Source organism: Lysobacter sp. 22409 (assembly GCF_052045105.1).
Classification (GTDB): Bacteria; Pseudomonadota; Gammaproteobacteria; order Xanthomonadales; family Xanthomonadaceae; genus Lysobacter; species Lysobacter antibioticus_B.
Map to the genome: position 1 here is coordinate 69210 of NZ_JBQEOE010000023.1, position 17498 is coordinate 86707.

The 17498-nt window shown below is 66.7% G+C and carries 17 protein-coding genes, 1 tRNA gene and 1 pseudogene; 14 read left to right on the plus strand and 5 right to left on the minus strand.

Annotated features, from left to right (window positions below; translation table 11 throughout):
• Positions 1 to 63 precede the first annotated feature (63 nt).
• Positions 64 to 1374 (minus strand): annotated as a pseudogene (gene pcnB, locus ACTJJK_RS13270) (polynucleotide adenylyltransferase PcnB); the annotation flags it as partial.
• A gap of 168 nt (positions 1375 to 1542) precedes the next feature.
• Here pcnB and ACTJJK_RS13275 point away from each other — a divergent pair.
• The 3 genes from ACTJJK_RS13275 to ACTJJK_RS13285 all read left to right on the plus strand — a co-directional run bounded on the left by ACTJJK_RS13275 (position 1543) and on the right by ACTJJK_RS13285 (position 3084).
• A tRNA-Glu gene (locus tag ACTJJK_RS13275) sits at positions 1543 to 1618 on the plus strand.
• Between the two features lie 192 nt (positions 1619 to 1810).
• Positions 1811 to 2134 carry a ferredoxin FdxA gene (gene fdxA, locus ACTJJK_RS13280; RefSeq protein ID WP_031373455.1) on the plus strand — a complete coding sequence of 108 codons (324 nt, stop codon included), beginning with the start codon at positions 1811 to 1813 and terminating at the stop codon, positions 2132 to 2134.
• A gap of 269 nt (positions 2135 to 2403) precedes the next feature.
• Entirely contained in the window at positions 2404 to 3084 is a 681-nt protein-coding gene (locus ACTJJK_RS13285) for a hypothetical protein (RefSeq protein WP_440730439.1), read from the plus strand.
• Positions 3085 to 3162: 78 nt separating this feature from the next.
• Here the strand turns inward: ACTJJK_RS13285 and ACTJJK_RS13290 are convergent, their stop codons facing one another.
• Both ACTJJK_RS13290 and dapA read right to left on the minus strand, forming a co-directional pair.
• Positions 3163 to 3696 (minus strand): hypothetical protein, encoded by a 534-nt coding sequence (locus tag ACTJJK_RS13290; RefSeq protein WP_031373453.1) that lies wholly within the window; start codon positions 3694 to 3696, stop codon positions 3163 to 3165.
• Positions 3697 to 3715: 19 nt separating this feature from the next.
• Positions 3716 to 4621, minus strand: a complete 906-nt coding sequence (gene dapA, locus ACTJJK_RS13295) for a 4-hydroxy-tetrahydrodipicolinate synthase (protein WP_031373452.1) — start codon at positions 4619 to 4621, stop codon at positions 3716 to 3718.
• Between the two features lie 226 nt (positions 4622 to 4847).
• Between dapA and ACTJJK_RS13300 the strand changes: the two genes are divergently transcribed.
• The 3 genes from ACTJJK_RS13300 to ACTJJK_RS13310 all read left to right on the plus strand — a co-directional run bounded on the left by ACTJJK_RS13300 (position 4848) and on the right by ACTJJK_RS13310 (position 7517).
• On the plus strand, positions 4848 to 5408 hold the full coding sequence (locus ACTJJK_RS13300; protein WP_031373451.1) for a glycine cleavage system protein R: 561 nt from the start codon (positions 4848 to 4850) through the stop codon (positions 5406 to 5408).
• 2 nt (positions 5409 to 5410) lie between these two features.
• The gene (locus ACTJJK_RS13305; RefSeq protein WP_440730440.1) at positions 5411 to 5896 is read left to right on the plus strand and encodes a peroxiredoxin; all 486 of its coding nucleotides are present in this window, start codon (positions 5411 to 5413) and stop codon (positions 5894 to 5896) included.
• 223 nt (positions 5897 to 6119) lie between these two features.
• Positions 6120 to 7517, plus strand: a complete 1398-nt coding sequence (locus ACTJJK_RS13310) for a PhoH family protein (protein ID WP_031373449.1) — start codon at positions 6120 to 6122, stop codon at positions 7515 to 7517.
• A gap of 216 nt (positions 7518 to 7733) precedes the next feature.
• Here ACTJJK_RS13310 and ACTJJK_RS13315 read toward each other — a convergent pair whose 3' ends face one another.
• On the minus strand, positions 7734 to 8768 hold the full coding sequence (locus ACTJJK_RS13315) for a hypothetical protein (RefSeq protein WP_440730441.1): 1035 nt from the start codon (positions 8766 to 8768) through the stop codon (positions 7734 to 7736).
• 342 nt (positions 8769 to 9110) lie between these two features.
• On the opposite strand from ACTJJK_RS13315, the gene ACTJJK_RS13320 reads away from it, so the two are divergent.
• From ACTJJK_RS13320 to kdpC, 8 genes are all read left to right on the plus strand, one after another.
• Positions 9111 to 9500: a helix-turn-helix transcriptional regulator gene (locus ACTJJK_RS13320; protein ID WP_081931199.1), complete on the plus strand. Its 390-nt coding sequence runs from the start codon at positions 9111 to 9113 to the stop codon at positions 9498 to 9500.
• A gap of 138 nt (positions 9501 to 9638) precedes the next feature.
• Positions 9639 to 10445, plus strand: a complete 807-nt coding sequence (gene thiD, locus ACTJJK_RS13325; RefSeq protein ID WP_440730442.1) for a bifunctional hydroxymethylpyrimidine kinase/phosphomethylpyrimidine kinase — start codon at positions 9639 to 9641, stop codon at positions 10443 to 10445.
• The gene (locus ACTJJK_RS13330) at positions 10438 to 11298 is read left to right on the plus strand and encodes an alpha/beta hydrolase family protein (RefSeq protein ID WP_440730443.1); all 861 of its coding nucleotides are present in this window, start codon (positions 10438 to 10440) and stop codon (positions 11296 to 11298) included. Before thiD ends, ACTJJK_RS13330 begins: the two co-directional genes overlap by 8 nt.
• Before the next feature lie 294 nt (positions 11299 to 11592).
• Positions 11593 to 12336 (plus strand): TorF family putative porin, encoded by a 744-nt coding sequence (locus ACTJJK_RS13335; protein ID WP_440730444.1) that lies wholly within the window; start codon positions 11593 to 11595, stop codon positions 12334 to 12336.
• Between the two features lie 15 nt (positions 12337 to 12351).
• Positions 12352 to 12444: a potassium-transporting ATPase subunit F gene (locus ACTJJK_RS13340; RefSeq protein WP_031373443.1), complete on the plus strand. Its 93-nt coding sequence runs from the start codon at positions 12352 to 12354 to the stop codon at positions 12442 to 12444.
• 100 nt (positions 12445 to 12544) lie between these two features.
• Positions 12545 to 14287, plus strand: coding sequence for a potassium-transporting ATPase subunit KdpA (gene kdpA, locus ACTJJK_RS13345; protein ID WP_440730445.1), 1743 nt, complete (start codon positions 12545 to 12547; stop codon positions 14285 to 14287).
• 11 nt (positions 14288 to 14298) lie between these two features.
• Positions 14299 to 16359: a potassium-transporting ATPase subunit KdpB gene (kdpB, locus tag ACTJJK_RS13350; RefSeq protein ID WP_408953312.1), complete on the plus strand. Its 2061-nt coding sequence runs from the start codon at positions 14299 to 14301 to the stop codon at positions 16357 to 16359.
• A gap of 97 nt (positions 16360 to 16456) precedes the next feature.
• On the plus strand, positions 16457 to 17056 hold the full coding sequence (gene kdpC / locus ACTJJK_RS13355; RefSeq protein ID WP_440730446.1) for a potassium-transporting ATPase subunit KdpC: 600 nt from the start codon (positions 16457 to 16459) through the stop codon (positions 17054 to 17056).
• Here the strand turns inward: kdpC and ACTJJK_RS13360 are convergent.
• The coding region (locus ACTJJK_RS13360) for a hypothetical protein (protein WP_440730447.1) at positions 17028 to 17498 on the minus strand (471 nt) is incomplete at its 5' end. The genes kdpC and ACTJJK_RS13360 overlap by 29 nt on opposite strands.

The following is a 17498-nucleotide window of genomic DNA, read 5'->3' on the forward strand; positions in this document are numbered from 1 at the left end:
AGAGCATCGTCTCAGCCGGAAATTCTCGGGCCTGTCGTCGCCGACGACGCAGGCCCGTGCCGATCACTCCGATGCGGTCGGCGCGCCGCGACGACGGCGGCGACGCTTGCGCGGGCCGCGTTCCTCGCCGCCCTCCTCGTCGTCCTGGGGCGGATTCGCCTCCTGGTAGGCAAGCAGTTCGCCCGGATGCAATTGCGCCTCGCGCCAGAATTCGACGTCGGCGGTGTGCTCGTCCGATGCGGCCATGCGCAGCGAGAGGAAATCGAAAGCGGCGCGGAAACGCGGATGCGACAGCAGCCGGAACACGCGCTTGCGCTGACGCTGCTGGAAACGCGACTGCAGCAGCCAGATCTCCTGCATCGGCAGCGAGAAACGGCGCGGCAGCGCGATCGTCGACAGCTGATGCAAGGTGACGCGGTCGGCAGCGCGGCGCTGCGCTTCGGCGGTGTGCACGCCTTGCGCCTGCAGGCCCATCAGGTCGCGGCAATACGCCGGCCACAGCAACAGCGCGAACAGGAACGCGGGCGAAACCGGCTCGTCGTTGGCGACGCGCGCGTCGGTGCCCTTCAGCCCTTCCAGCACCATCCGGCGCAGGGCGCCGCTGCGGTTGGACTTCAAGGCCGCGGCGCTTTCCGGCAACAGCGCCGACAGCAATCCGAAACGCTCCAGGCCGAGGAAGCTCTCGACCGCGTGGCCCGACAAGAACAGCTTGAGGCATTCCTCGAACAACCGCGCCGGCGCGGCGTCGGCGAGCAACGGCGCCAGGTGCGGGATCGGCGCGGCGGTGGCCGCTTCGATCTCGAAGCCGAGCTTGGCCGCCAGGCGCACCGCGCGCAGCATCCGCACCGGGTCTTCGCGATAACGCGTTTCCGGATCGCCGATCAGGCGCATCAGGCGGTTCTGCACGTCCTCGAAGCCGCCGACGTAGTCGCGCACCGAGAAATCCTCGACCGCGTAATACAGCGCATTGGCGGTGAAGTCGCGGCGGACCGCGTCGTCCTCGATGCTGCCGTAGACGTTGTCGCGGACCAGACGGCCGCCGGTGTCGGTCTCGCGGTCGCCGCTGCCGTCGTCGATGTTGGCGCGGAAAGTCGCGACCTCGATGATCTCGCGGCCGTAGACCACGTGCGCCAGGCGGAACCTGCGGCCGATCAGGCGGCAGTTGCGGAACAGGCCCTTGACCTGCTCTGGCGTGGCGTCGGTGGCGACGTCGAAGTCCTTGGGGTGACCGCCGACCAGGATGTCGCGCACGGCGCCGCCGACCAGGAAGGCGCCGAAGCCGCTGTCGCGCAGCCGATACAGCACGCGAAGCGCGTTCGGACTGATCTCCTTGCGCGAGACATTGTGCTGGTCGCGCGGGATCACGCGCAGCGAGGTATGGAATGAAGAGTTATCGGCTTGCATCGAGCGGGCGTGCCGCCTTATAGGTTCGTAAGGTTCAACCGTTGCCCGTGGCAACGGCGGCGCATATACTAGCAGGCCGCATCGGGTTGAGAGTCCGTGCGGTCTGCCAGGAACCCGTTCCCGGCCGAGTTTCAACCTGCTCCCTTCGTCTAGAGGCCTAGGACGTGGCCCTCTCAAGGCTAAAACACGGGTTCGAATCCCGTAGGGAGCGCCAATACGCGACCAGGTCGCCAGAAGCCCGCGCAGCGATGCGCGGGCTTTTTCTTGGCGCCAGCCGCGTTACGGGGCCGGGCGGACGCGCGATTTGCGCCAACGGCCCAGTCCCGCCTTGGGTCGTCGCCGCGCGAATGGCTACACTATCGCTGCCCGGCCTGTTCGCCCCGGACCATAGCTCAGGATTCCCGCCATGCCCTTCGTCGTCACCGAGAACTGCATCAAGTGCAAGTACACCGACTGCGTCGAGGTGTGCCCGGTCGACTGCTTCCACGAAGGTCCGAATTTCCTGGTGATCGACCCGGACGAGTGCATCGACTGCACCCTCTGCGAGCCGGAATGCCCGATCAACGCGATCTATCCCGAGGACGACGTGCCGGCCGGCCAGGAGCCTTTCGTCGCGCTCAACGCCGAACTGTCCAAGTCCTGGCCGGTGATCACCACCCGCAAGGACGGCCCGCCCGACGCCAAGGACTGGGAAAACAAGCCCGGCAAGCTCGACCTGCTCGAGCGTTGAGCCTCGCCGGCGCGGCCTCGGCCGCGCTCGTCCGAACCACCCCATAAAGACTCGGCGGGCTTCGCCCTGCCCGCAACGATGCGGCTGGCCGATGCAGCCTGGCCGGCTCGGCTCGGCTCGGCCTGGCTCTGCCCTGACCGCCCGGACCTTGCCGGGATGACCGCCGGCACCGCCTCCGCCCGAGCCCGCCCGGGCCCGCGCCATGGCCGCCTGGCATTCATCGGCCCGCACCTAGACTCGGCCGGTCACGGACCGAATGAAACGACGCCATGCCGCATGCCCGTTTGCGCCTGAATCTGCTCCTCGCGCTTTGCGCCGCACCGATCCTCGCCGGCGCACAACCGCGCACGCTCGCCCTCGCCCAGCTCGATCTGTCGCAGCTGGACCTATCGAAGCTGGACCTATCGAAGCTGGATCTGTCGCAGGTCGACCTGTCGCGGTTGGACCCGGCCGCGATCGCCGCCGGCGCCAGCGACACTCTGATGCGCGCGCCCGACGGTTCGATCGACGACTTGTTCCAGGCCCTGCACCAGGCCTCGCGCCATCCGCGCGATGCGGCGACGCTGTGCGCCTTGTTCGATCCGGCCGCCGACCGCAGCCCGCAGGCCCTCGCTGCCGCGGCGCAGAACCTCGGCGACGCCAGCCGCCAAGGCTTCGCCAACGCCCTGCTCGGCATCGCCGCGAACGGCCTGCAGAACCCGCGCCAGCCTTACGACGCCGGTGCGGCGAAACAAACGCTGAAATCCGCCGGCACCACCGCGATGCTGCTGCACGACGGCTTCATGGGCGCGCTGAATGCCGACGCCGGCGAACCGGGCGGACGCGAGGCGCGCTGCCAGGCGTTCGGCTGGCTGCTGGATGCGCTCAAGGACATGCCGCGCGCACAGCGCGCCTCGGCGATGCGCCTGATGTTGAACGAGGGTCTGACCCGCTGGTCGCCGCCACGCTGAGTGCGCTCGTCGTGCTGGCTTCATAACGAAAACGGGCGCCATCGGCGCCCGTTTCGCAAGCAGGACTGCGGCGTTGGATCAACGGCCGCCGAGTGCCGCCTTGAGGTTGGCGATGAGCTTGGCCGGGGCTTCGCCGGTCGCCGGCAGACCGCGCGGGTCGACCGCCGAGACGTAGGCGCCGGCTTCGACCGCACTGATGCGGACCAGGAAGTTGCTGCCTTCGTAGTTCACGTCGTAGGCGCCAAGCAACTGCGCACGGCTGGCGATGTTGAGGCCTTCGACCTTGCCGAGCGCGTCGCCGACCTGGTTGAACACCGCGTCGCGGTTGCCGCTGACGGTGAAACCGTTGGCCGACGAGGCCGGGGTGCCGGCGGCGGCCTGAGTCGGACGCGACGCGGCCAGACCCGAGGCGGTCACCGAACCGCCCGGCACGGCCATCGCGCCGTCGGTGCGAGGCTGGTCGAGGTCCGGCGGCACTTCCAGCGGACGGTTCTCAGGCGTTTCGGCGTAGAGCTTGTTGCCCTTGCGGAACCAGCTGCAACCCGACGTGGCGACCATCGCCAGCAACAGACCGGCGACAACCGCGCGGGACAGAGAAACATTGGAACGCATGAGCATCTCCTACAGGGATTCAGGCCGCGAGGGTGTCGCGGCAGACGTGTTCGAGTTCGACGACGAGACCGGCGGTGCGCCGGGCGGCATCCTGATGGGCGGCCGAAAGCGACTGCAGGGGCAGGCGCAGACCATGGCCGATGCCCTGGGCGCTGAGCAAGGCCTTGACCGGAATCGGATTCGGTTCCAGACCGAGGAAATCGTAGGCCGGGCGCAGACGCGCGTCCCAGGCCTCGGCTTCGGCGCCGCGACCGGCGCGGGCCAGGTCGGCGAGACGGCGGAATGCCGCCGGCAGCACATTGGAACCGACCGAAATGATGCCGTCGGCGCCGGCAAGCATGGCCCGGCAGGCGGTCGGGTCGTCGCCGCTGATCACGGCGAAGCCTTCGCTCTTGAGCGCCAGCAAGGCCTGCATCCGCTGCGGATCGGACACCGCTTCCTTGATGCCGACGATGCGCGGATGGCCGGCCAGCTCGGCCACGGTCTCCGGCAGCAGGTCGCCGCCGGTGCGGCCGGGCACGTTGTAGAGCACCACCGGCAAAGCACCGTCGTCGGCTATCGCACGGAAATGCGCGACCAGACCGGCCTGGGTCGGGCGCACGTAGGGCGGGGTCACGACCAGCGCCGCGTCGGCGCCGAGGGCGGCCACGTGGCGGGTCAGTTCGATGGTTTTGGCGGTATTGGACAAGCCGGTGCCGGCCAGGACCGGAATGCGGCCGGCGACGAATTCGACCGCGGCGCGCAGCACGGCGTCGTATTCGGCGTCGTAGAGCGCGGCGGCCTCGCCGGTCGAGCCGGCGACGACGACGGCCTGGGTGCCGCCTTCCAGCTGCATCGCCAGCAGTTTGTGCCAGGCGTCCAGGTCGATTTCGCCGGACGCGGTGAAAGGCGTCGCCAGCGCGGTGATGCTGCCGGAAAGTCGCAAGTGAAGACCTACTAAGTGGAGTTCGCGTCCGCAGCCGTGCTGCGGAGCGGTCGGGGGCCATTATTCCAGCGGGCGGGCCGGTGCGGAAACGTGCGCCGGTGCAGCCACGCACGGGACGATGTTACTTGCGGCCCGAAAGCGCGGGCAAGTATGCTCCCTTCAGCCGCAGCCCGTCCGCGGGCCGCCGTTCATATCCGAGCATCACGCTCCCCTTGCAGGCGCCGCCTTGACCGATTCCGCTTCCCGGCCGTCGCCGAACGAAAACCACCTCCTGATCAACGCCTATACGACGCATCCGGAGTCGCCGCTGTTGTCGGTGACGCGCCGGATCGCCGATTCGGGCTGCAATCTCGTCGATGCGCGCCTGTCCACGGTGGGCCGCGACGTCTCGGTGACCGCGCTGGCGGTCGGCTCCTGGGACTCGGTCGCCAAGCTCGAGGCCATGCTGACGCGCCTGGAGCGCGAGGAAGGCCTGAAACTGGTCTGGTACCGCACCGGCGCCAAGCAGGTGCAGTCCAACCTGCTGCCCTACATCGTCGAGGTCGTGGCCGCCGACAAGCCGGGCATCCTGTTCCAGCTGGCCGACTTCTTCGATCGCCAGGGCATCACCATCGAAAGCCTGCATTGCTCGCGTTACCGCGCGATGCAGACCGGCGCCGACATGTTCTCGGCGCAGATCACTATCGGCGTGCCCTCGAGCATGCACATCGCCGCCCTGCGCGACGATTTCCTCGAGTTCTGCGACCATCTGAACCTAGACGCCATCATGGACCCGATGAAGTTCTGATCATGCTCGATACCGGCGACCACGCTTACGGCAAGAAAACCCCCGACCTCGCCCTGGCCCTGTCCGGCGGCGAGACGGTCAAGCTCAAGGACTATGCCGGCCAATGGCTGGTGCTGTACTTCTACCCGAAGGACAGCACCCCGGGCTGCACCACCGAAGGCCTGGACTTCAACGCCCTGCTGCCCAAGTTCAAGAAGCTCGGCGCGACCGTGCTCGGGGTGTCGCGCGATTCGATCAAATCGCACCAGAATTTCTGCGCCAAGCAGGGCTTCAAGTTCGAACTGGTCAGCGACGCCGACGAATCGGTGTGCAACGCCTTCGGTGTGATCAAGGAAAAGAACCTGTACGGCCGCAAGTACATGGGCATCGAACGCAGCACCTTCCTGATCGGCCCCAAGGGCGTCATCGCCCAGTCATGGCGACCGGTGAAAGTCGCTGGCCATGCCCAGGCCGTACTCGACGCACTCAAGGAACACGCCGCCCAGTGAGGCCCCTCGTTTCCACGCTCGCACGCTGTCCCGCCCCGCGGGTCACGGCGGCGCGGCCGTGCGCGCGCGCTGCCCGCTCGCGTTCGCCGCACTTGTGCGACCCACGCCCCGCCCCGGCGAGGGCCGCTGGCGGACACTCGCCTCAGCGCCTTCGCGAGCCTTGCCACCCCGTTCCGCCGTCGCAACGAAACGCACCGCCCATCATCTCCGACGAGACTTCCGAATGACCAGAAGCAAGCGGATCTATGTGCTCGACACGAACGTGCTCATGCACGACCCGACCGCGCTGTTCAAGTTCCAGGAACACGATGTCTACCTGCCGATGCAAGTCATCGAGGAGTTGGACAACGGCAAGAAAGGCACCTCCGAAGCCAGCCGCAACGCGCGCCAGGTCAGCCGCTTCCTCAACGAACTGATCCAGGCCGAAGGCACCGACAAGATCAGCAGCGGCATCACCCTCAACCGCCCGCAGGGGCTGCAGCTGCGCGGCGCGCAGAGCATCGGCAAGCTGCGCTTCCAGACCGGCTCGTTCGACGCCGGCAAGCGCTTCAGCGCGGTGATCCCGGACAACCAGATCCTCGGCGCGATCCTCGCCCTGCAGGAGCAGGAGCCCGGCGTGCCGGTGGTGTTCGTGTCCAAGGACATCAACCTGCGCATCAAGGCCTCGATCGCCGGCATCGTGTCGGAGGATTACGAGAACGACCGCGCGCTCGACGATTTCAGCCTGCTCTACACCGGCGCGACCGCGCTGCCGGACGACTTCTGGCAGCGCCACGGCCAGGACCTCAAGTCCTGGACCGAGAAAGGCCGCACCTACTACGAAATCAGCCGCACCGAGAACGACGACTGGTACCCGAACCAGTTCCTCTACCTGCCCGGCGACGACGAGTCCGAACTCAAGGTCACCAAGGTCGGCGAAGACCGCGTGCAGTTGCAGATCGTCGACGACTTCCGCCATAACCAGCATGCGGTCTGGGGCATCATCGCGCGCAATCGCGAACAGAACTTCGCCCTCAACGCGCTGATGGACCCGGAGATCGACTTCGTCACCCTGCTCGGCACCGCCGGCACCGGCAAGACCCTGCTCGCCCTCGCCGCCGGCCTGGCGCAGACCATGGACCAGCAGCGCTACCGCGAAATCATCATGACCCGCGCCACCGTCAGCGTCGGCGAGGACATCGGCTTCCTGCCCGGCACCGAAGAGGAAAAGATGACGCCGTGGATGGGCGCGTTGACCGACAATCTGGAAGTGCTGACCCACAACCAGGAAGGCGGCGCCTGGGGCCGCGCGGCGACCAACGACCTGCTCGCCTCGCGCATCAAGATCCGCTCGATGAACTTCATGCGCGGCCGCACCTTCCTGAGCCGCTGGCTGATCCTCGACGAAGCACAGAACCTGACCCCGAAGCAGATGAAGACCCTGATCACCCGTGCCGGCCCCGGCACCAAGATCGTCTGCCTCGGCAACGTCGAACAGATCGACACCCCGTATCTGACCGAAACCACTTCGGGCCTGACCTACGCGGTCGACCGCTTCAAGGGCTGGGCGCACAGCGCGCACGTGACCCTGCGCCGTGGCGAGCGTTCGAGGTTGGCGGATTACGCTTCCGAAGTGCTCTGATCCCTTAACGGGTGTCCAATCGAGCGCCGCGCGATGCTGTATCGCGCGGCGCTCGATTTTTCTGCGGGCCCGCATCAAGCCGCGCCCCATAGGAACCGCCGGACACCGGCATGCTCCCGACCGGCGTCGTGCCCGATCGATGTCGTACGCATACGAAGAAAGCCGGCGCGAGCGCCGGCTTTCCCGATTCGTAACGCGTTCTGATGAGCCCGGCGATCAGCGTCCGGGCACGCGGCAGCAGGTAACCTGGGCTTTGTAGGCGATCCCGCTCAGTAACGAGCCGACCAGGTCGCACTTCCAGCCGGTCGGCTGGCCGCCGACGACATTGGGTTCCGAGCTGTTGATCGTCAGCCCCAACGCACCGGTGCACGAACCGCTGGTCGCCGAGTAACCCGCAGGGCAAGCGATCGTGCGCGTCTGCACTCCACCGAGCAAATCGAGAAAGCCGCTCTGCTCGGCTACGGTGCAGTCCAGTGCGACCGTCTCAGGCTCGGTGAAATAGCCTTCAGCGTCGATCACCATGTGCGATTGATTATGGCTGTAGACGTTGAACTGCGAGGAACAGCTCGGACGGCACTGCGGTACAGTGGAGTGTCCCGAGGTGATCAGACCGGGACTATAATTCAGCGCGGTCGTGATCGGCTTAGCTTCATTGAACGGATATGCAGTGAAATAGCCGTTACCGCCGGGGAGCACCGACGTGAAACTCAATGCCAGAGCGGCGGCGTTCGCGGGAATTCCGCAGTTGGATTCGAAACCGCCTTGCGAAGTGAAATCCGTCGCCGTGTAGCCCGCATAACTCCGCGTTTCTCCGCCGGCAAGCGGACCGCCGACTACCCGCGTATCGACGATGCGACAGGGATTGATCGGGGTATAGACCAGATTGCTTGCGGTGACGGCCTTGGTTTGCGCGCCACCGTCCTTACCTGCAACCGCGACGATCGCCGGAGCGCCTCCCAGGAGTTGACTGCTCATCGACTGAAAATCGTCTGCACTCGCGGCGCGCTCGAGATTGCTGATGTCTACTTCGTTTATCGTATCCTGCAGTCGATCGCCCCATCCGGCGGCCGAAGGGCCGTAAGTTTTTTCGACGTAGGGCGTCCAACGCGAAACGATGCTTTCGCCCAGTTCCGCGCGCATTGATTCCGGAGCCAGGCCGGTGTCGTTGCGGACCATCCAGCCATAACCCAACGCAATCGTCGGCAAACCGATTACCAGCAGACCAATTAATAACTTCCTTTTTGTACTCATGAGCAGTCGCCCTTTCCTGGTAGGAGTGCATAGGCGCGCTAGGCGCCGAGGATAAATGGTCTCCGCACCGCTCGTTTCGTTCGGCGGCGAGGCTCGCGCAGCACTGCGCAAAGAATGGATAGTTCATCCGATGCGCGTGCGGCAACCTCCGCTTTCGCTAACGGAGCGTATCGTTCGTGATACACGGGAACGCAACGCTTTCGTTCCAACGCAGCCCACCTGTGACGAAATCCTCAATATATGCAACCGCGTTATCGAATCCGGACCAATAGCGACCAGTTCCCCTATCGGGTTAGCGATACGGGGAGCATGATCGGCCTTGTCTTTCCAGGGGAGACCGTCATGGCTGCACTGCCTGATCGCATTCGACGCGCACGCTCGCTGTCCCGCACCTCTCAGCTCGAACTGGCCAAGGCCGTAGGCGTCCAACGCAGCGCGGTCGCGCAATGGGAACGGGCCGACGGCAGTCGCCCATCGATGCATCACCTGCTCGCGATCGCGACGACTACGGGGGTATGTCTGGAATGGCTCGGCACTGGCCGGGGGCAGATGCACCCTGCCGAAAATGCCTGGACCCTGGCCGTCCGTTCGGCCGATTACGCGCAGGACGATATCGAGGAGGAATGTCTGAATTCGCTCAGGCAGTTGCCCTTTCAACTTCGCAAACAGCTGGTAGCGACCATCTCGCTGATGGCCAAGACCTCGGTCGCGGTTGAATCCAAACGCGATTAGATAACAATCTGGCCGCGACCGAGGCGTTACGACGATCCGCTGCGCGAGTCGAAGCGGTGCGGTATCGTGTCGCGCATAGCAACCTAATCGCACCCGCTTTGATCAGTATCCATGACCGCCTTGCGCAGGACGTTCAAAATGATTGAACGCCCCAGTTCCGCCCTCACCATCGCCGGCTCCGACTCCGGCGGCGGCGCCGGCATCCAGGCCGATCTCAAGACCTTCGCCGCACATCGCGTGCACGGGCTTAGCGCGCTCGCGGCGTTGACCGCGCAGCACACTCGCGGGGTCACCGCGGTGCACGTGCCCGACACCGGCTTCCTGCGCGCGCAGATCGATGCCTGCTTCGACGATTTCGAGGTGCGCGCGGTCAAGCTCGGCATGCTCGCCAACGCCGAGGTCATTCTTGCCGTCGCCGATGCGCTGGAGCATTACCGGCCCGAGTACGTGGTGCTCGATCCGGTCATGGTCGCGACCTCCGGGGCGCGCCTGCTCGAAGCATCGGCCCTGGACGCCATGCGCACACGGCTGCTGCCCTTGGCCAGCCTGGTCACGCCGAACCTGCCGGAAGCGGAACTGCTGCTTGGCACCGCCATCGACGATCTCGACGGCATGCGCACCGCCCTCGACGGTCTGTCGGCGCTCGGTGCGCGTGCGGTGCTGCTCAAGGGCGGGCATTTGCCCGGGCAGGGCGATGTCGTCGATTTGTTCGCCGATAGCATGCAGGTGCGCGAGATCGCGCACGCGCGCTTGCAAGTCGATGCCCATGGCACCGGCTGCACTCTGGCTTCGGCGGTCGCGGCGAATCTCTGCCTCGGGCGCTCACTGGAAGACGCCTGCGTGGCCGCGGCCGACTATGTGCACGCCGCTCTGCGCCTGGGCTATCGCCCGGGGCGCAGCGAGGTGTTGGTGCTCGACCACTTCGGCGCGGCACCGCATGGCTGATCGTCACGAGCCCTCCGGTCTGCCGTTGCGCGCCGAGGACGGCCATCGCTGGAATCTGTACGCACGCGTCCCCGCCGAACCGACCGCGAGCCTGTTGTGGCTGCCCGCGCTCGGCGTCGCCGCGCGCCATTACCTGCCTTTCGCCGATGCCCTGGCGGCGCGCGGCATCGCCGTCTACGTGCACGAGTGGCGCGGCAACGGCAGCAGTAGCGTGCGCGCCAGCCGCGACAGCGATTGGGGCTATCGCGAGCTGTTGCTCGACGATCTGCCGGTCAGCGATGCCGCGGTCGCCGCGGCCCTGCCCCAGCTGCCGCGCATCATCGGCGGCCACAGCCTGGGCGGTCAGCTCGCCTGCATGCGCCTGGGCCTGGCTGCGTTACGCAACGAACCGGCGCTGCCGACATCGCTGTGGCTGGTCGCCAGCGGCGCGCCATATTGGCGCACCTTCCCGATGCCGCAGCGGATCGCGATGCCGCCGATCTATCGCTTCCTGCCCTGGCTCGCCCACGTCAACGGCACCCTGCCCGGCCGTCGCATCGGTTTCGGCGGCAACGAGGCGCGCAGCCTGATCCGCGATTGGGGCCGCACCGCGCTGAGCGGCCGTTATGCCGCTGCCGGTATCGATGCCGACGTCGAAGCCGGCATGGCCCAGGTCGCGGTCGATGCGCGCGCGGTCTCGATGGACGGCGATTGGCTGGTGCCGCCGGGATCGGTGGGTTATTTGTTGTCGAAGCTGCCGCGCGCGCGCAGCGAAAGCCTGTTGTTGGGCACGCGCGATCTCGGCACCAAGGCCGATCATTTTTCCTGGATGAAGCAGCCCGAGGCGGTGGTCAAGGCGCTGTTGCGCCGATAAGCCATGCTTTGGGGTAGGCGCGGCGTCCCACAGGGATTTCCTCCGGTCACGAGCCGCGACCACGCCCATAAAGCGCCGTCGCCGGTGTAGTGCCGCCGTTGATGCGCTATCGCGGTCGCGGCTCGCACCGCTGCTACCCTGAAAGCGGTTTGCCACGCGCGGTGATTTACGCCGAACCGCCGAAGTTTTACGGCGAATTTACGCAGTGACGTCGGTCGCGAAATAGCGGCTTTACGCCCCCGGTTCCGAGAATGGCGATGTGGCCAGACAGGCCTCTCCCACCCGGAATCCACTATGTCGTCGCATCATCTCTTTCGCAGCCGCGAAGCCGCCGTCCCGCTGATCCTGGCCGCCTGCGCCGGCGTCGGCCTGCTTGCGCTCGGCACCCAGGCCCAGGCCGCCGAGCAGGACGCGGTCCAGTTCAGCGGCTCGGCCGCGCTCACCAGCGACTACGTCTGGCGCGGCAGCTCCCAGACCCAGGGCGATCCGGCCGTGCAGGTCGGCTTCAAGGCCGCGGCGGCCAACGGTTTCTACGGCTCGGTATGGGGCTCGAACGTCGAGTTCGCCCCGCAGACGCATGCCAGCAGCGAATTCGATTTCACTGTCGGCTGGGCCGGCCAGGTCGCCGAACACTGGGCGCTGGACGTCAACGTCCTGCACTACCGCTATCCGTCGACGACCAGCGATCTCAATTGGACCGAACTCAACGGCACCGTGACCTACCGCGACAATTATTGGCTGTCGCTGGCTTACTCGAACGAAGCGCTCGGCAGCAAGGAGCGCGGTATCTATTCGCAGATCGGCGCGCGCTTCCCGGTCAACGACGCGCTGCGCTTCGAAGCCGCGGCCGGCCATTACTTTCTCGACGACGTTTACGACCGCAGCTACAGCCATGGCCAGCTCAGCGCGATCTGGGCCGTCAAAGTGCCCTTCGAACTACGCCTGACCGCGCACGCCACCGATCGCAACGCCGAACGCATCTTCGGCGACTCGCTGGCCGGCTCGCGCATCGAAGCGGCCGTGCAAGCGTCCTTCTGACAGGAGTAACCCCTCATGCCCGGCTGGCTTTCCATGTTGTGCGCGGTTTCGGTCCTGGTGGCCGGCGCCTATCTGCTCTACGTCGTGCTGCGCCCGGAAGACTTCTAGCCCGCGCGGCCGCAATGCGGACCAGGACCGGCCCGCATCACCCTATCCCTGAAGGCGCCGGACGCGCCACCACGGACCCATCACCGCACGGTGTTTCACCATGATCGAAATCTTTCTCGTATTCGCGCTGGCGATCGGCCTGGGATGGCCACTCGGCCAGTACCTGACGCGGGTCATGCGCGGCGACCGCTCGCGCCTGGACGCACTGTTCGGGCCACTGGAACGCACGATCTATCGCCTGATCGGCGTCGACGCCACGCGCGGCATGAGCTGGCGCGGCTACGCATTGGCGTTCGCCTTGAGCAACCTCGTGCTGGCCGTGCTGGTCTGGGTGTTGTTCATGACCCAGGCCTGGCTGCCGCTGAATCCGGACGCCGTGCCGAACCTGCGCTGGGACACCGCGCTGCACACCATGGTGTCGTTCCTCACCAACACCAACCAGCAGCATTACTCCGGCCAGGCGCAGCTGAGCTATCTCTCGCAGATGGCCGGCATCGTCGGCCTGCAGGTGGTCACGCCGATGATGGGCCTGGCGATCGTGGTCGCGACCTTGCGCGGCCTGTTCGGCGGGCGCCAGGCGATGGGCGCGCAAGGCGCGGCGCCGGCCGAAGGCGCGCCGCGCGATCTCGGCAACTACTGGGTCGACGTGACCCGCGCCACCCTGCGCTTCATGCTGCCGCTGTGCCTGGTGTGGGCGGTGCTGCTGACTTCGCAGGGCGTGCCTTCGACCTTACAAGGCGCGGTCAGCGTCGCGCCGCTCGATCAAAGCGCCGGGCTGACAGATCAGAAGATACCGGTGGGGCCCGTCGCTTCCATGGTCGCGGCCAAGCAGCTCGGCACCAACGGCGGTGGCTGGTACGGCCCGAACAGCGCGGTGCCGCTGGAGAACCCGACCCCGTTCGCCAATCTGCTGGAAACCCTGGCGCTGATCCTGATCCCGGTCGCGGTGACTTTCATGATCGGCCCCTTCACCGGCCGCCGGCGCCTCACCGCCCTGGTGTTCGGCAGCATGCTGCTGATGTCGGTGATCTCCACCGGCCTGACCGTCGGTTCGGAAGCTTATTCGTCGAGCAGCAGCGACGTCGCCCTGATGGAAGGCAAGGAAACCCGTTTCGGCGCCAGCGATTCGGCGCTGTGGACTGCGCTGACCACGCAGAGCAGCAACGGCTCGGTCAACGCCATGCACGACTCGCTGGCACCGCTGACCGGCGCGATGGCGATGGTCAACATGTTGATCAACGCGATCTGGGGCGGCATCGGCTGCGGCTTGCAGCAGTTCCTGGTCTATCTGTTGCTGTCGGTGTTCCTCGCCGGGCTGATGACCGGACGCACGCCGGAACTGTTCGGCCGCAAGATCGAAGCGCCGGAAGTGCGCTTGCTGGCCCTGCTGATCCTGCTGCAACCCCTGGTCGTACTGGGCTTCAGTGCGGCCGCCCTGGCGATCCCGTCGATCACCGGCAACTCCAATCCGGGCTTCCACGGCATCAGCCAGGTGTTCTACGAGTACACCTCGGCCTACGCTAACAACGGCTCCGGCTTCGAGGGCCTCGGCGATGCGACCTATTGGTGGAACCTGAGCTGCGCCGCCGTGCTCGCCCTCGGCCGCTACCCGGCGCTGATCATTCCGCTCGCGGTCGCCGGCCTGCTGGCGCGCAAACGCGTCGCGCCGGAAAGCGCCGGCACCCTTCACGCCGAAACGCCGACCTTCGCCCTGACCCTGATCGCGGTGATCGCGATCCTGACCGTCCTGCAATTCATGCCCGCGCTGGTGCTCGGCCCCATCGCCGATCACCTGACGCTGTCTGCGAGCGCCGCTTCGGCGCTGAGCAGCCCCGCTCTCTGAGGTAAGCCATCGTGACCGAACAAACCCATCTCGGAGTGCAGCGCCGCAAATCCGCGGTCGCCGGCCTCGATGCCGCCGGCGTACGCGCGGCCGTGCTCGAATCCTTCCTCAAACTATCGCCGCGGCACGCCGTGCGCAGCCCGATCATGGCCGTGGTGCTGCTCGGCACGGTCCTGTCGGGGCTGATCACGATCTTCGTCCCCGGTCACCTCGGCTTCGGCGCCGCGGTCACCGTGATCCTGCTGGTGACGGTGCTGTTCGCCAACTTCGCCGAAGCCGTGGCCGAAGCGCGCGGCCGCGGCCAAGCGGCGTCCTTGCGGGCGGCGCGGCGCGACTTGGTCGCGCGCAAGCTCGATACCGTCGGCAAGAACGAAACCCGGGTGCCGGCGTCGAGCCTGAAGCCCGGCGACCGCGTCATCGTCTCGGCCAACGAACTGATCCCGGCCGACGGCGAAATCGTGCGCGGCCTGGCGACGATCAACGAGTCGGCGGTGACCGGCGAATCCGCGCCGGTGCTGCGCGAGGCCGGTACCGACCGTTCCGGCGTGATCGGCGGCACCAAGGTGCTGTCGGACGAGATCGTGATCGAAGTCAGCGCCGAGCCCGGCCACAGCTTCCTCGACCGCATGATCGCCCTGGTCGAGGGCGCCAACCGGCAGAAGACGCCGAACGAGATCGCCCTGACCATGCTGCTCGCGGCGATGACCCTGACCTTTCTGATCGTGGTCGCGACCCTGCCGTTCTTCGCCGGCTTCGTCGGCGCCAAGCTCGACCCGCTGTTGCTGATCGCGCTGCTCGTATGCCTGATCCCGACCACCATCGGCGGCCTGTTGCCGGCGATCGGCATCGCCGGCATGAACCGCGCGCTATCGGCGAACGTGCTGGCGAAGTCCGGCAAGGCGGTCGAAGTGGCCGGCGACGTCGACGTGCTGCTGCTCGACAAGACCGGCACCATCACCCACGGCGACCGCCAGGCGACCGCATTCCATCCGCTCGCCGGCATCGATCATGCGCAGTTGCGCGATGCCGCCCTGCTGTCCTCGCTGGCCGACCCGACGCCGGAAGGCAAATCCATCGTGCGCCTGGCGCGCGAGCTGCACAGCACCGTGGCCGAGCCCGAGCGCGCGGACTACATTCAGTTCACCGCGCAGACGCGCATGTCCGGCGTGGATCTGCCGGCCGAAGCCGCCGGCGGCGCGCGTTCGATCCGCAAGGGCGCGGGCGATGCGATCTCCCAGTACGTACGATCGCTCGGCGGCGAGGCGACCTCGGAACTCGTCGCGCGCGTCGAACAAGTGGCGCGCGGCGGCGCCACCCCGCTGGTGGTGTCCGAAGGCCGTCACGTACTCGGTGTGGTCGAACTGTCCGACGTGGTCAAGCACGGCGTTAAGGAACGCTTCGCCCGCCTGCGCGCCATGGGCGTGCGGACGATCATGATCACCGGCGACAACCCGCTCACCGCCGCCGCGATCGCGGCCGAGGCCGGCGTCGACGACTACATCGCCGAGGCCCGCCCGGAAGACAAGCTCGCCCGCATCCGCGCCGAGCAGGCCGGCGGGCGTCTGGTCGCCATGGTCGGCGACGGCACCAACGATGCACCGGCGCTGGCCCAGGCCGACGTCGGCCTGGCGATGAACTCCGGCACCCAGGCGGCCAAGGAAGCCGGCAACATGGTCGACCTGGATTCCGACCCGGCCAAGCTGCTGGCGGTGGTCGAAGTCGGCAAGCAACAGCTGATCACCCGCGGCGCGCTGACCACGTTCTCGCTCGCCAACGACGTCTCCAAGTACTTCGCGATCCTGCCGGCCTTGTTCGCCGCGGCGATTCCGCAGATGGCCGCGCTCAACGTCATGCGCCTGTCGAGCCCGAGCAACGCCGTGCTGGCGGCCCTGATCTTCAACGCGATCATCATCCCCGCGCTGATCCCGCTGGCCCTCGCCGGCGTGCGCTTCAAACCGGCCACCGCGGTCGCCCTGCTGCGCCGGAACATGCTGATCTACGGCCTCGGCGGCGTGCTGCTGCCGTTCGTCGCGATCAAGCTGATCGACATGGCGCTGGTGGCGATCTTCTGAGCCGCCTTGCACTCAAGGTCCCTCTCCCGCCCGCGGGAGAGGGGTTGGGGTGAGGGCCGCACATCTCGCGCCTCACCGACCACCACAGGACACCGACATGAACACCCATACCAATCAAACCGCCCACATCGACGACCGCATCCCGCTACGCGCCCCGCTGCTGTTCGCCGCCGTCGCCCTGCTCGGCTTCGGCCTGCTTTATTCGCTCACCGCCACCGCATTGGGGCGCCTGGCATTTCCGTGGCAGGCCACCGGCAGCGTGATAGAACGCAACGGCCATGCGGTCGGCTCGCAGCTGATCGCGCAACCCTTCGCCGATGCCGGCTATTTCCAGGCCCGGCCGTCGGCCGCCAATTACGACCCCATGGCCGCGGCCGGCAGCAACCTGGCGCGCACCAACCCCGAGCTGCGCAAGCGCATCGCCGAAACCACCGCCGCGGTGGCCGAGCGCGAAGGCATCGCGCTGGCGCAGGTACCGGCCGAACTGGCGACGCAATCCGGCGGCGGCCTCGATCCGCACATTTCCCCGCGCGCGGCGCAAATCCAAGCCGCGCGCGTGGCCCGCGTGCGCGGCCTCGACAGCGCGCAAATCGAACAGTTGATCGCGGCCCATACCGAAGCCCCGCAGTTCGGTGTGCTCGGCGAGCCGCGGGTGAACGTGTTGAAGCTCAATCTGGCCTTGGATGCGGTGCACTGAGGCGGTTGTGGGGTTGAGGCGGTGTTCGCGGCGAGACCGAAATGGCGCGGTCGCGGCTTACGCCGCTCCTACCCAAGAGCAGCATTGCCGTTGCCGTTGCCGTTGCCGTTGCCGTTGCCGTTGCCGTTGCCGTTGCCGTGAGGATTTTGCTGTTGCTGTGCGCGGACTCGAACTTGCGAAGGCTAAAGAGGACCCGAAGGGCGGCGCGCAAGGATGCGCGCCGTTTTTCATCGGGACAGGGATGTCCCGTATGAAAAATCCCCGCGTATGCACCGAGCGTGCGGGCCTGTGATTCAAAGAAAAGCATTTTTCTTTGGTTACCTTTCTTTTGTTGCTTATGACAAAAGAAAGTAACCCGCCGCTTTAGTGGCGGAAGCTTTAGGCGTTTGATCCTGTTTCTTTGAGAAGCATCAAGCAAGTGCAAAGCTTCCGTCCGCTGACG

Bases quoted from the DNA above. Each gene is read 5' to 3' on its own strand.
- fdxA (WP_031373455.1), top strand. From the start codon at position 1,811: ATGCCCTTCGTCGTCACCGAGAACTGCATCAAGTGCAAGTACACCGAC.
- ACTJJK_RS13285 (WP_440730439.1), top strand. From the start codon at position 2,404: ATGCCGCATGCCCGTTTGCGCCTGAATCTGCTCCTCGCGCTTTGCGCC.
- ACTJJK_RS13290 (WP_031373453.1), bottom strand. From the start codon at position 3,696: ATGCGTTCCAATGTTTCTCTGTCCCGCGCGGTTGTCGCCGGTCTGTTG.
- ACTJJK_RS13305 (WP_440730440.1), top strand. From the start codon at position 5,411: ATGCTCGATACCGGCGACCACGCTTACGGCAAGAAAACCCCCGACCTC.
- ACTJJK_RS13310 (WP_031373449.1), top strand. From the start codon at position 6,120: ATGACCAGAAGCAAGCGGATCTATGTGCTCGACACGAACGTGCTCATG.
- ACTJJK_RS13315 (WP_440730441.1), bottom strand. From the start codon at position 8,768: ATGAGTACAAAAAGGAAGTTATTAATTGGTCTGCTGGTAATCGGTTTG.
- ACTJJK_RS13320 (WP_081931199.1), top strand. From the start codon at position 9,111: ATGGCTGCACTGCCTGATCGCATTCGACGCGCACGCTCGCTGTCCCGC.
- thiD (WP_440730442.1), top strand. From the start codon at position 9,639: ATGATTGAACGCCCCAGTTCCGCCCTCACCATCGCCGGCTCCGACTCC.
- ACTJJK_RS13330 (WP_440730443.1), top strand. From the start codon at position 10,438: ATGGCTGATCGTCACGAGCCCTCCGGTCTGCCGTTGCGCGCCGAGGAC.
- ACTJJK_RS13335 (WP_440730444.1), top strand. From the start codon at position 11,593: ATGTCGTCGCATCATCTCTTTCGCAGCCGCGAAGCCGCCGTCCCGCTG.
- ACTJJK_RS13340 (WP_031373443.1), top strand. From the start codon at position 12,352: ATGCCCGGCTGGCTTTCCATGTTGTGCGCGGTTTCGGTCCTGGTGGCC.
- kdpA (WP_440730445.1), top strand. From the start codon at position 12,545: ATGATCGAAATCTTTCTCGTATTCGCGCTGGCGATCGGCCTGGGATGG.
- kdpC (WP_440730446.1), top strand. From the start codon at position 16,457: ATGAACACCCATACCAATCAAACCGCCCACATCGACGACCGCATCCCG.